We start from the raw sequence: 12,857 nt of genomic DNA, 5'->3' as shown, positions 1-12,857 counted from the left end.
GCGCGCCGTGCGGCGACGTTGGCCGCGTGCCGTTCGGCGCCACGAGGACGGGCGGGCAGGCCCTCGTGGGCGGACTGCATCGACGGCGACCCGGGTCAGGCGCGGACGACGCCGTCACGGACGATGCGGTCGAGCTCGTGCACGACCGCATCGACGACGACGCGGGTGATCGCGTCGGCGACCGCCTCGACCAGGACGAGCTGCTCGCCGCGCACCGCGTGCTCGTGCTGCACGGCCACGGCGACCCGCTCCGGGATCGCGTCGATCGCCGCGACCAGGGCGTCCGGCACGAGCGTGGAGTCACCTGCGGCGACCGGAGCCGAGGCAGGCGACGTCGGGGCCGGCGACCACGTGACACGGGCAGCCGACGGACGGGTCACAGCCGAGTGCTGGACAGCGTCGGGGCGTCCGGCACGGGCGGCCCGCTCCGTCGGGACGGTGGCGGGTTCGCTCCGACGGGCGATGGAGTCGAAGAGGGGCGTGGACGACATGCTGCTTGCCTTCCGATCTGGGTCGAGATGGGCGGACCGACCCTGGCGGTCCGGAGGGATGCGCGACGCGCGAGTGCCATCTCAGCACAGATATTTCGGATATGCAATACGAGGACGACGAAGCCTCAGTCTGGATCGACGGAGGCAGTGGTCGGGTCGTCCCGCCGCAACACCTGTCGGACCCGCTCCACGATCGACGACGGCGGGTTGTTGTACGCGTTCGCCGGTTCCTGCCCGCTGAGCTCCTGGATGGCGGCCATCACCGCATCCGTCGCGTGACGCCGGGCACGCCCCGACGATGCCTCGCCGAAGTGGGACAGGTCGAGGGGCTTCCCGAACTCGATCGTCACCCGGGCGAGCTTCGGCACACGCGACCCGACGGGCTGCACGGCCTCCGTCCCGGTCAGGGCGACCGGCACGACCGGGGCACCGCTCGTCAACGCGAGCCACGCGACCCCGGTGCGGCCCTTGTACAGGCGGCCGTCCAGAGACCGGGTGCCCTCGGGGTAGATCGCGAACGCCTCACCGGCCTGCAGGCGCTCGAGCCCCATGTCGAGGGCGTGCTGCGCTGCCGACCCCGCGCCACGCTCGACGCCGATCGCACCGATGCCGCCGAAGAACGCGCGGGACACCGCACCGCGGAGACCCGTGCCGGTGAAGTACTCCTGCTTTGCCAGGAACGACACCTTCCGGGGCGCCATGAGCGTGATCGCCGGAGAGTCGATGAACGACCGGTGGTTGCTCGCGAGGATCACCGCGCCGCGCTTCGGCACGTTCCGTCGGCCGATGATCCGCGGCCGCCAGAGCGCCCGCGCGAGCGGGGTCACCACCGCGCGGCTCAACGCTGTGGCGAACTTGGTCGATCCGGTCACCGGTGCCTCCTCGTGGCGGAGGTTCCGAGTGTAGTGAGCGCGCCGCGGGCACATGCGTCTTCTGGCATGTACCGCCGCAGCGGCGGATCACTCAGACGTCGGCGGCCACCACGTCGAGCACCGCGCGGCCGTAGCGCTCGAGCTTGGCCGCGCCGACGCCGGAGATCTCGCCGAGCTGGTCGACGTCCGAGGGCCGCACCGCCGCGATGCCGCGCAGGGTGGCGTCGTTGAACACGACGTAGGCGGGGACGCCCTGCTCGCGGGCCTGTGCCGCGCGCCAGGTGCGCAGGGCCTCGAACAGGCCGAGGGACTCCTGCGGCATGTCCGTCACGACGGTGCGCCGGGAGCGGTTGGCCCGCGGCGCCTTCACGGGATCGCGGCGCATGAGCACCTGCACGCGGCCGGCGAGGACCTCCGCGCTCGTGGGGCTGAGCACGACGGTCCCGAACCCGTCGCCCGAGATCGCGGCGTACCCCTGGGCCAGGATCTGCCGAGCAACGGTGCGCCACTCCCCCTCGGACAGGTCGGCACCGATGCCGAAGGTCGCGAGGGAGTCGTGCCGGAGCTCCTGCACGCGCGGCGACTGCTTGCCGACCAGGATGTCGACGAGGTGCGCGACGCCGTACCGCTGTCCGCGCTCACGCTCGAGCCGGACCACGGTGGACAGGAACTTCTGCGCCGGCACCGTGCCGTCCCAGGACTCCGGCGGGGCGATGCACGTGTCGCAGTTGCCGCAGGCGGTTGATTCCTGGCCGAAGTACGCCAGCAGCCGCACCCGTCGGCACTCGATGGTCTCGCAGAGCGCCAGCATCGCGTCGAGGTGCGCGCTGAGCTGCCGGCGGTGCGCGGCGTCGCCCTCGGACTGGTCGATCATGCGCCGCTGCTGCACGACGTCGTTCAGGCCGTACGCCAACCACGCGGTCGCCGGGAGGCCGTCACGGCCGGCACGACCGGTCTCCTGGTAGTAGCCCTCCACCGACTTCGGCAGGTCCAGGTGCGCGACGAACCGGACGTCGGGCTTGTCGATCCCCATGCCGAACGCGATCGTGGCGACCATCACGATGCCGTCCTCGCGCAGGAACCGCGACTGGTTGCGCTCCCGCACCTTCGCGTCGAGCCCCGCGTGGTACGGCAACGCCGCGATCCCCTGGTCGGCCAGGGCGCTGGCGGTGCGCTCGACCGAGTTGCGGGACAGGCAGTAGACGATGCCGGCGTCGCCGCTGTGCTCGGTGCGGATGAACGTGAGCAGCTGCTGCAGCGCACCGGTCTTCGGTTCGATCCGGTACTGGATGTTCGGGCGGTCGAAGTCCGCCACGAAGTGGGCCGCGTCGTCGAGCCCGAGCCGTGCCGAGATCTCGCGGTGGGTCTGCGGCGTCGCGGTGGCCGTCAACGCGACCCGGGGCACCGTCGGCCAGCGCTCGTGCAGGACGCTCAGCTCGAGGTAGTCCGGGCGGAAGTCGTGCCCCCACTGCGCGACGCAGTGGGCTTCGTCGATCGCGAACAGGGCGATGCGCGCGCGGTCGAGCAGGCTGCGTGTCGACTCGAGCCGAAGCCGCTCCGGCGCGAGGTAGAGCATGTCGACCTCGCCCGAGACGACCGCACGCTCGACGCGCGACCGTTCGTCGGGCCCCTGCGTCGAGTTGAGGAACGCGGCGCGGACACCGTTCGCGGCGAGCGCGTCGACCTGGTCCTGCATGAGGGCGATGAGCGGTGACACGACGACGCCGACGCCGTCGCGCACGAGGGCCGGCACCTGGTAGCAGAGCGACTTGCCGCCACCGGTCGGCATGAGCACGAGCGCATCGCCGCCGGCGACGACCTGGTCGATGATCGCGGCCTGTGCTCCACGGAAGGCGTCGTACCCCCACACCCGGTGCAGGACGTCGAGCGCCGCCGTCCGCGACGCGGACACCGCGGAGCCGACGGCGTCCGGCGCACCAGCAGCCGCGACCGTCGCGCCACCCACCGGGCGGGACGCGGGACCCGTCCCCTGATCCGAGACGGCGGCGGGCGTGGACGTGGTGCTCATCCCCCGAGCCTACGGGCGGCGGGCGACACCCACCCCACGTTCCACAGCCGCTCCACCGTCCACAGTCGACCGCGGGGTGACCACCCCGTCGTCCCGGACCGGTGCGCCGTCCCAGCCCGTGCCTCCCGGCCGGATCCAGCGGTGCCCGCCTGCCCAGACCGGCACGGAACCGCGGAACCGCGGTGCCTCGTGTCCCGCGAACCGTCGGTCGAGCCGACGCCACGTCGCGAGCACCTCGATCATGCCCCAGTACGCCAGGGAGGTCGCGAGCGTGAGGAGCCAGCCCTGCCAGGTGCCGTCCGACGACGACAGGTCGATCCCCGACCAGCCCGGGGCCTGCATCACGAAGATCAGGATGTTGTTGAACGCGTGCTGGAGGACCGTCGCCTCGAGTCCGCCGGTCCGGAGGACGATGATCGCCGCGACCAGGCCGAAGGACCCGACGTCGAGGATGCCCCACACGTTGTAGCCGTTCGGGATGTGCAGGAGCGCGAACACCACGGTCGACACGAGCACCGCGATCACGGTGCCGAGCCGGCGGAGCGGGATCCACGACCCGATCGTCTGCATCAGGAACCCGCGGAAGATGTACTCCTCGGCGGCGGCCTGGAACGGCACGAGCACCAGGACCAGGACGATCGTGATGGTCAGCGTCGTCAGGGTCACCGTGGACTGCCCGATGTCGGCGGTGTTCCAGCGGAGGCCCCCCGCGAGCGTGAACATCCCCGCTGCCTGGAAGAAGAACATCACGACGGAGATGAGGACCGTCGGCAGCAGGCACCACGCGGCCCACCGCCAGCGGACCCGGAACCGCGTCGACGACAGGATGTTCGCCGGTCCGATCCGCGCCACCTTCATCGCGAGCAGGATCCCCGGCAGCAGCACCACGAGCGACACGAGCGACAGCGACAGCACGAGCGGGTCGGTCGGGTCGAGCAGGCCGGAGGTGAGACGGTGCTGGAGGTCGACCAGACCCTGCGCTCCCTGGGTCGCACCGATCGGGATGAAGTACGCCGCCGCGATCGCGAACTGCGAGGCGACGTACCAGCCGGCGAGGAACGCGAGGGCGACGAGCGGACGCCACCACCGCCAGCGCGCGTCGACACGGGGCAGACGGGTGTAGGGAACGCTCACGTGCGCAGGCTACCGGGCGGGGCAGGATGGGTGCCGTGATCACCGTCGTCCTCGGCTTGGCCGGAGCCCTCGTCTACGGCTTCGCCGACTTCCTCGGCGGGTTGGCGTCGCGCCGCCTCCGTGCGGTGACCGTCGCGGCCACCGCCGCTGCGATCGGGATCCTGCCGTTGGCGGTGGGGCTGGCGGTCTTCGGCGGAACGTGGTCACGGGAGGCGCTGCTGTGGGGCAGCGCCGCGGGACTCTCCGGCTGCGTCGGCGTGCTCCTGCTGTACGCCGCGCTCGCCATCGGACCGATGAGCGTGCTGTCTCCGGTGACCGCGGTGTTCGCGGCGGCCGTGCCGGTGCTCGTCTCGGTCGTGCGGGGCACCGTGCTGTCGCCGCTCGCGATCGTCGCCCTGGTCGTCGCACTGGTCGCGGTGGTGCTGGTCGCGTCGGTGCGGGACGCCTCCGGTGCTCGGCTGACGTTGCGTGGCCTGGTCGCCGCCGTGGTCGCCGGGTGTGGGTTCGGGGGCATCGTGCTCGCCTACGACGCGACGCCAGCGGACTCCGGAGTCGTCCCGCTGGTGGTCGCGCGGGTGTTGCAGGCGGTGCTGCTGGGGACGGCGGCCGTGGTGTCGGGGATGGTGGCGCGGCGACGGACGGGAGGCGCGGTGGACGCCGGTCCGTCGGCTGACGGTGGTGCGGGTGCTGGCGCTGGTTCTGGTGCTGGCGCTGGTGCGGGTTCGGGTTCGGGTTCGGGTGCGGTTGCGGGTGCGCGTCGCCCGGCTGGCGCCGGCCGCTGGCCGGTGCGGCTGGTGCTGGTCGTCGTCGCCTGCGGGGTGTCCGACGCGCTGGCGAACGTGTTCATCCAGGCGGGCCTGCGCTCGGGTGACGGCCCGTTGACCCTGCCGGTGATGAGCGTCCTCAACGCGCTGTACCCGATCGGCACGGTCGTGCTCGCCGGGGTCGTGCTGCGGGAACGGTTGACGGTGGTGCAGGGTGCCGGGATCGCGCTGGCGGTGGCGGCGTCGATCGGGCTGGCCCTGGCGTGACGCGGATCGCCCCCCGGGTCCGGCGTCGGGTCACGCGCCCGATCACGGCGCCGGGTCACGCGCCCGGTCACGTGCCGGGTCAGTCGTCGGGGATGAGCCGCTTGCCGAGGGACACCGTGTCGTCCGGTGCGTACCCGAGTGCCCGGTAGAAGTCGATGACCTGCTCGTTCCCCGACCGCACCTGCAGGTTGAGCTTCGGGCATCCGAGGGCGGTGAGCAGTCGCTCGAACTCCGTCATGAACGCCCGCCCGAGGCCGGAGCCCTGCAGGTCCGGCCGCACCGCCAGGTAGTTGACCCACCCGCGGTGTCCGTCGTACCCGGCCATGCCGACGCCGACCACGGCGCGCTGCGGGTCGTCGAGGTCCTCCGCGACCAGGAAGAGCTCGGGCTGCACGGACCGCTTGCGGGCGATGTCACGGCGCGGATCGTTCCAGGGGCGGACGAGACCGGCGGCCTCCCACAGGGCGACGACGGCCTCGGTGTCGGCATCGGCGAAGGGCCGGAGCACGTGCTGCATCTCCTCACGGTAACGGTCCTGTGGAGAACGTCGTCACCGGCTGTTCGTCATGGTCTGATAGACCTGTCCGACCACCTTCCCTGATCAGGAGCCACGTGACCGCACACGACACCCTTCCGTCTCGCGGGGGCGAGCGCGACGACGGACCGACGGGTGTGCCTCCCGGGCGTCCGGCACGGCGGCGACAGACCGTCGGCGGCGTGCTCGTCTCGCTCCTCGCCGAACTCCTGATCATCGCCGGTGCCGGCACGGGCCTGTACGTCCTGTGGACGGCCTGGTGGACCGACGTCGTCGCCGTGAGCGAGCAGACCAAGCTCGTCGCGGGCCTCCAGCAGCACGACCCGCCGAAGAAGGCCGGCGCGGTCGAACACCGCGGAGCGGCCCCCGTGTTGCACGAACCACCGAACATCACGTCGGTGTTCGGCACGATGCAGATCCCGCGCTTCGGCAAGGACTACGACCGTCCCATCGGCGAGGGCACGGATCGTGAGAAGGTCCTCAACACGATCGGCCTCGGCCACTACCAGGGCACCGCGATGCCGGGTGCGCAGGGGAACTTCGCGGTCGCCGGGCACCGTGTGACCTACGGCAAGCCGCTCAACCAGATCGCCGACCTGAAGCCGGGCGACGCCGTCGTGGTCCGGGTGACGGACGCGAAGACCAAGTTCGACACCTGGTACGTCTACAAGGTGACGGACTCGCAGATCGTCACACCCGACCACATCGAGACCATCGCACCCGTGCCGAACAAGCCCGGTGTCACGCCCGGGGCGAGCGATCGCTGGCTGACCCTGACCGCGTGCCACCCGATGTGGTCCGCGAAGGAGCGCTTCGTCGTGCACGCGAAGATGGACTACTGGATGCCCGTGTCCGAGGGCACCCCGAAGGAACTCTCGGAGACCGCCAAGTGATCTTCCCGTTCGTCTGGCGGCTGTTGCCCGGCCCGACCGTCCTCAAGGTGCTCGAGTTGCTGGTGCTGCTCGCGGCGATCGTGTACGTCCTGTTCACGTGGGTGTTCCCCTGGGTGGCGGCGGACATCCTGCCGCCGCCGGACGGCACGGTGAGCACGGCGCCGTCGCCGTAGCTGTCGGCGTTGCCGGCGTCGGCGTCGCTGTCGCTGTCGGCGTTGCCGTCGGCGTCGGCGTCGGCGTCGGCGTCGGCGTCGCTGTCGGCGTTCCCGTCGGCGTCGGCGTTGCCGTCGGCGTCGGCGTCGGCGTTGCCGTGGGCGTCGGCGTCGCTGTCGCTGTCGCTGTCACTCAGACCGTCGTGGTCAGACGGGATGCGCCGGACGCCGTCCGCCGCACCGCGATCCGCTCGGGGATCCGCGTCTTCAGCTCCTCCACGTGGCTCACGATGCCGACCTGTCGACCGCCTGCGGTCAGCCGTGACAGCTGCCCGATGACCTCGTCGAGCGCCTCCGGGTCGAGGGTGCCGAACCCCTCGTCCACGAACAGCGTCCCGAGCGACACGCCGCCGGCCTCGGCCTGCACCACGTCGGCGAGACCGAGCGCCAAGCACAGCGACACCGTGAAGGTCTCGCCGCCGGACAGGCTCCGGGGGTCCCGGACGGTGTCCGTCGTGTGGTCCCGGATGGCCAGCGCGAGACCGGTCCGCCGCGCACGCGACCCCGACTCGCGTTCGTCGGAGGTCTGCAGCGCGAACCGCCCAGCGAGCATCCCCCGCAACCGGTCGTTCGCCGCCGCGACCACGTCCTCGAACCGTCGCATGAGCACGTAGGTTCCGAGGGTGATCCCCGCCGGGTTGACCGCGGTCGCACCGTTCGCGATGTCGGCGAGGCGGACCACGGCCCGGCTGCGCGCGGAGATGTCGTCGCGTGCCCGGAGCGCCCGGTCGACCTCGCTCGCACAGGTGCGCGCCGCCTTCGCACGGTCACTCGCGGTGACCGCGACGCGGGTGGCGTCGTCGGCCGCACGCACGGCGGCCTCGGCGGCCAATCGGCCGCCCTCGACGTCGAGCAGGTCCGCAGCGTCCCCGGCAGCCGCGACGACCGCCGGTTCGGTGAGACCGTCGTCCACCACGGCACGCTCACGGTCGGCGGCGGTGACCTCAGCCCGCAGGCGCTCGGCGTCTCGGGGGTCCAGGACCCCCTCGCGCGCGGTCGCGACGTCCGTGAACCCCTGGTCGGCGAGGACGCGTTCGACCTCCTGGGCGCGCTCGCTCAGGCCGCGTTGCGCCACCGCTGCCGAGTCGTCGGCGTCGGAGACGGCGCGCCAGGTGCCGAGGAGCACGTCGAGCCGCTCGACGGCGAGCCCGAGCGTCGCCGGACGGTCCTCGAGGTGCACCGACAACCGATCGGTCGCGGCCCGGATCGTCCGGACGTCGAGGTCGATGCGCTCCGAGTCGGACGCCGCGGCGGCCAGGAGCACGGAACGATCCATGTCCACGGTGTTGCGCTGCCGCTGCAGCTCGCGGGTGCCCTCGTCGTGGGCGTGCCGTCGTCGTTCCAGGTCGAGGACCTGTACCGATGCGTCGTGGGCAGCACGCACCCGCGACGCTGCGGCGTCCGCGAGGGCCTGGACCGACGCGGCGTCGGTGTCGCCGAGCACCGTGCCGAGCCGCGTGAGTTCGGCACGCTCGACCGCGAGGACGGTGGCCGCGTCAGCGAGTGCGCGCTCGGATCGTCGCGCCTCGGCCGCCGCAGCCTCGATGTCGTCGGTGGTGGGGTGGCCGTCCTGCGGGGTGGCGACGGCCGGGTGCTCGGTCGCGCCGCACACCGGGCAGGGGTCGCCGGGAACGAGCGCCGCACCGAGCTCACCCGCGAGACCGGCGATCCGGCGTTCCCGGAGCTGCTGTTCGGCAGCGAGGGAGGCTTCCGCCCGCTGCCGGGTCGTCGCGACGGCGGACTCCGCGTCGGTGACCCGCTGTTCCGAGGTGGCGCGCGCCGTCAGGTCGGCTCGGAGTCGTTCGGCGTGTTCGACCTCGTGCCGCGCGGCCTCCGCTCCCGTGGCGGTCTCGGCGGCGCTCCGGGCTGCCTCGACGATCCGGAAGCGCTCGGCCGGTCGAGCGTCGAGTGCGGCGTCGAGTTCCACGAGTGTCGCGGCGAGACGCTCTGCCGTCGCGACCGAGGCCTCCGTCGCCTGACGCCGCGCGGGCAGGTCGGCCTCGACGGCGACGAGGTGGTGGACGGCAGCGAGGTCGTGCTCGATCGCCGAGCGTTGCTGGACCAGTGCCGCGCCGCTCGCGGTCACGCCGTGCTGCGCGCGGAGTCCCTCCGCCGCCGCTGCGGTCACGGCTGCCCGCTCCCGCGCGGTGTCCAGTCCCCGTGCGGCGACGGCGACCCGGGCTGCGCGCTCGTCGACCGCGAGTCGGACGCGAGCAGCGTCCACGGTGGGCGCAGCCGCATCGAGCTCGGCGCGACGCCGGAGGAGCGTGGTGCGACGGTCGAGCGCTGCTGCGCGGGCCGTGAGCGCCCGCTGGTGCGCCTCGGCGGCCGCCGAGGCGTCGACCGCGGTCCGCCGAGCGGTCTCGGCGACGTCAGCCGTTGCCTCCAGGCCTGCGACGACGGCCGTGACCCCGCCCTCGTCGACGTCGTCGACACCAGCCGCCTGGGCGAAGCGTGCCATCGCGTCACGGACCCGCGCGTCGGCACCCTCGACCTCGGCCAGGACGGCGCGACGGCGGGCAGCGAGTTCGTCGGCCGTGCGGTCGTAGACCTCGGTGCCGAACAACGATTGCAGGAGCTTCCGGCGGTCCTCGCCCGGGGAGCGGAGGAAGCGGGCGAACTCGCCCTGCGGCAGGACCACAGTCTGCAGGAACTGGGCCCGGTCGAGTCCGATGATGCGGCCGATCTCGAGCGCTACCTCGGGGATGCGGGCGGAGACGGGCTCACCGATGGTGTCGGACGGGCTCGCGAGCCGGACGAGGTGCACGGACGCCTGTTGCTTCACGGTCCCCGACCCGCGCTGCTTCGGACGGTCGTACTGGGGCGTCCGACGCACCCGGTACACCCCGGCACCGGTCTCGAAGACGAGTTCGACGTACGGCTCGACCGAGGGATCCGCATGCTGACTGTGCAGTCGGTCGGTGCTCGCGTCCGCACCGGCGAGTCCGCCGTACAGCGCGAACACCACCGCGTCGATGATCGTCGACTTCCCGGATCCGGTGGGTCCCTCGAGCAGGAAGACACCGGAGGCGGCCAGCGCCGCGAAGTCGATGGTCACGAGGTCCGGGTACGGGCCGATCGCGCGGAGTTCCAGTCGGTGCAGGTACATCAGCGCGCCCCCTCGCCGTGCAGGGTGAGCGCGGCGGACTCGTACGCCTCGGTCAGGATCGCGTGCTCGTCGTCGTCGGGGGCCGCGCCGGTCACGAAGGACACGAACCCGGCGGCGACCTCGACTGGATCCGACGTCGCGGTCACGGCGTGCGCAGCGGGCCGCTCCGCCCGGTCTGCGGGTTCGTGCGTGACCGCCAGCGCGTGCGGGAAGTGGTCCTTCACGCGGGCGTACAACCGCTCGGGGTGCACCGGGTCGGTGACGGCCACGCGGACCCAGGCGTCGGCGGCGGACCGGAACGCGCCGGACTCGATCTCGTCGATGGTGCCGCGGACGTCGACCAGTCGACGGGGCACCGGCGTCGGGACGGTCTCGACGGTGACGGCACCGGTGGCGTCGAGGTCGATCACCGTCACGGACTTCGTGTGGTTGCGCTCACCGAACGAGAACGCCAGGGGCGACCCGGCGTACCGGATGTGTTCGTGGGACGCGACCCGTTGGGGTCCGTGCAGGTGGCCGAGCGCGACGTAGTCGATGCCCTCGAACACGGACGCCGAGACCATGTCGACACCCCCGACACGGATGTCCTGCTCACTGTCGCTCGGCTCGGCGCCGCCGACGAAGGCGTGGGCCACGACGATGCTCCGCGCGCCCGGGCGGGCCCCGAGGTCGGCACGAACACGGTCCATGGCGGCTCCGACCACGGCCTGGTGCGACCGGGCGAGCGGCTCGTCGGGCACCGTCGCGAGGGCGTACCGCGTCAGGTCCGGGTGGAGGTACGGGATGCCGTACACCGCGACGGTGCCGTGGTCGTCGTCGATGAGGACGGGGTCGGCGACGCCCGTCGGTTCGGCGAGGATCCGGACACGGGACCCCATGACCCCGGCTCCGAAGCCGAGTCGCGCCGCTGAGTCGTGGTTGCCAGGGGTGAGCACGACCGTCGTGGTCTCGGCGAGGCGTTCCAGCGTCCGCGAGAGCGTGCGGACGGCGTCGACCGGCGGGATCGCCCGGTCGTAGACGTCGCCAGCGATCACGACGAGGTCGACACCGCACTCCCGGACGAGGTCCACCAGGAAGTCCGCGAAGGCCGATTGGTGCTCGAGGAGGTCGGCACCCAGCAGTGTGCGACCGAGGTGCCAGTCGCCGGTGTGCAGGATGCGCATGCCGTCACGCTAGCGGCGGCCGAGGACATCTCCGGGTCCGCCGCGGGCCCTGTGGACAAGTCGCCGGGTCCCGGGGCGGTCGTTGTCGGACACCGCGCCCCCGGAGACGGGGTATCTTTATCATCAAGGTACCTGTTGAATGGGTCCACGGCGGACGTGTGTCCGTCGTGCCGGTCGCGCCAGCGGCCACCCACGAGAAGACGAGTTCCCCCGATGACGGACGCCACCTCTGCGATCCTGTACCGCGTCGACACCGACCTCGCCCGACTCATGCGGTCGTTCCGGACGCTGCAGACCCAACACGCCCGCGTCCTGCACCACGAGAGCGCTGCCCGCGGCCTCAACGCCACGGACACCCGGTTCGTCTTCTTCCTCGCCGCGGCCGACGGCAGCGGGGTCACCCCGAAGCAGGCCGGGGAGTACCTCGAACTCTCCACGGGGAGCATGACGTCGCTGATCGACCGGCTGGAGCAGCGGTTCCACCTCGAACGCCGCCCGAACCTCCGAGACCGCCGGAGCGTGTTCCTGCACCTGACCGCGTCCGGCTTGGGCATCGCCCGCGAGGTCGGCGCCGTCTACACGTCCGCGTTCCGTCACGTCGTCGCGCCCGAGGACCGGGGTCAGCTCGCCGATGCCCTCGACCGCATGGGTGCCGCGCTCGGCCGACACGGGCAGGCCCCCGCCCCCGCCGCGACCGCCGCCTGACCTGCGCCGCGACCGCCCAGCTGCGGACGGCCTGTCGGGGCGCGGGCGTAGCGTGCTGCCCATGACCCCTGGTGCACTCCTCATCGAAGCGTTCTCCCGCGTCCCCGCGACCGTCGAGCGGGCCGTCGACGGTCTGTCCGAGGACCAGCTCGCGTCCCGCCCGGCAGCCGGGGCCAACACCCTGGCGTGGTTGTCCTGGCACATCGCCCGCGGTCAGGATGCGCAGATCGCCGGACTCGCCGGTACCGAGCAGGTCTGGACCGCGGACGGCTGGGTGGAGCGGTTCGGTTTGCCGTTCCCCGCCGACGCCCTCGGGTACGGCATGTCACGCGACGACGTCGGACGCGTTCGGGCCTCCGCAGCACTCCTGACCGGGTACCTGCGCGCGGCGCACGAGCGGACCGTTGCGTACATCGAGACCCTCGCCGCCGAGGACCTCGACGCCGTGGTCGACGAGGCATGGGACCCGCCCGTGACCGCCGGCGTCCGGCTGGTGAGCATCCTCGACGACTGCGTGCAGCACGCCGGCCAGGCCGGCTACGTGCGCGGGCTGCTCTTCTTCAACCGCTGACGGCGAGACGGCGGCGTCCCCGCGAGACACCCGCACGAACCCGAGACGCCGCGACTTTCCGCGGCGTCTCGAACGGGTGACGGCGTCTCGAGCAAACGCCGGCGTCTCGACA

At 72.4% G+C, this 12,857-nt stretch carries 12 protein-coding genes; 5 read left to right on the top strand and 7 right to left on the bottom strand.

Going from position 1 to position 12,857, the window contains the following annotated elements; translation table 11 throughout:
* Positions 1–95: 95 nt before the first annotated feature.
* From J7E22_RS09615 to J7E22_RS18225, 4 genes are all read right to left on the bottom strand, one after another.
* Positions 96–491, bottom strand: a complete 396-nt coding sequence (locus tag J7E22_RS09615) for a hypothetical protein (RefSeq protein ID WP_214981443.1) — start codon at positions 489–491, stop codon at positions 96–98.
* 125 nt (positions 492–616) lie between these two features.
* Complete coding sequence (locus J7E22_RS09610; protein WP_308159202.1) at positions 617–1,363, bottom strand: lysophospholipid acyltransferase family protein; 747 nt, start codon at positions 1,361–1,363, stop codon at positions 617–619.
* 91 nt (positions 1,364–1,454) lie between these two features.
* The gene (gene recQ, locus J7E22_RS09605; protein WP_251008885.1) at positions 1,455–3,392 is read right to left on the bottom strand and encodes a DNA helicase RecQ; all 1,938 of its coding nucleotides are present in this window, start codon (positions 3,390–3,392) and stop codon (positions 1,455–1,457) included.
* 9 nt (positions 3,393–3,401) lie between these two features.
* A complete protein-coding gene (locus tag J7E22_RS18225; RefSeq protein ID WP_214981439.1) occupies positions 3,402–4,526 on the bottom strand; it encodes a CPBP family intramembrane glutamic endopeptidase in 1,125 nt (374 codons plus the stop codon).
* A gap of 35 nt (positions 4,527–4,561) precedes the next feature.
* Here J7E22_RS18225 and J7E22_RS09595 point away from each other — a divergent pair, with 35 nt between their 5' ends.
* Complete coding sequence (locus J7E22_RS09595; RefSeq protein ID WP_214981437.1) at positions 4,562–5,557, top strand: EamA/RhaT family transporter; 996 nt, start codon at positions 4,562–4,564, stop codon at positions 5,555–5,557.
* Positions 5,558–5,636: 79 nt separating this feature from the next.
* Here the strand turns inward: J7E22_RS09595 and J7E22_RS09590 are convergent, their stop codons facing one another.
* A complete protein-coding gene (locus J7E22_RS09590; RefSeq protein ID WP_214981435.1) occupies positions 5,637–6,074 on the bottom strand; it encodes a GNAT family acetyltransferase in 438 nt (145 codons plus the stop codon).
* 200 nt (positions 6,075–6,274) lie between these two features.
* Between J7E22_RS09590 and J7E22_RS09585 the strand changes: the two genes are divergently transcribed.
* Positions 6,275–6,985: a class E sortase gene (locus J7E22_RS09585; RefSeq protein WP_308159201.1), complete on the top strand. Its 711-nt coding sequence runs from the start codon at positions 6,275–6,277 to the stop codon at positions 6,983–6,985.
* Entirely contained in the window at positions 6,982–7,158 is a 177-nt protein-coding gene (locus J7E22_RS09580) for a hypothetical protein (RefSeq protein ID WP_214981581.1), read from the top strand. Before J7E22_RS09585 ends, J7E22_RS09580 begins: the two co-directional genes overlap by 4 nt.
* A 172-nt stretch (positions 7,159–7,330) precedes the next feature.
* On the opposite strand, the gene J7E22_RS09575 is transcribed toward J7E22_RS09580, so the two are convergent.
* Together J7E22_RS09575 and J7E22_RS09570 are read right to left on the bottom strand one after the other, a co-directional pair.
* Entirely contained in the window at positions 7,331–10,306 is a 2,976-nt protein-coding gene (locus J7E22_RS09575) for an AAA family ATPase (RefSeq protein WP_214981433.1), read from the bottom strand.
* Positions 10,306–11,469 carry an exonuclease SbcCD subunit D gene (locus tag J7E22_RS09570; RefSeq protein WP_214981431.1) on the bottom strand — a complete coding sequence of 388 codons (1,164 nt, stop codon included), beginning with the start codon at positions 11,467–11,469 and terminating at the stop codon, positions 10,306–10,308. Before J7E22_RS09570 ends, J7E22_RS09575 begins: the two co-directional genes overlap by 1 nt.
* Before the next feature lie 213 nt (positions 11,470–11,682).
* Between J7E22_RS09570 and J7E22_RS09565 the strand changes: the two genes are divergently transcribed.
* Entirely contained in the window at positions 11,683–12,174 is a 492-nt protein-coding gene (locus J7E22_RS09565) for a MarR family winged helix-turn-helix transcriptional regulator (RefSeq protein ID WP_214981429.1), read from the top strand.
* Between the two features lie 61 nt (positions 12,175–12,235).
* A complete protein-coding gene (locus tag J7E22_RS09560; RefSeq protein ID WP_214981422.1) occupies positions 12,236–12,745 on the top strand; it encodes a DUF664 domain-containing protein in 510 nt (169 codons plus the stop codon).
* Positions 12,746–12,857: the final 112 nt, after the last annotated feature.

It is taken from the genome of Curtobacterium sp. ISL-83, from assembly GCF_018613895.1.
In the GTDB taxonomy this organism is placed as follows: Bacteria; Actinomycetota; Actinomycetes; order Actinomycetales; family Microbacteriaceae; genus Curtobacterium.
The sequence above is the reverse complement of the archived record's forward strand: the minus strand, read 5'-3'. Positions and strand labels throughout refer to the sequence as shown.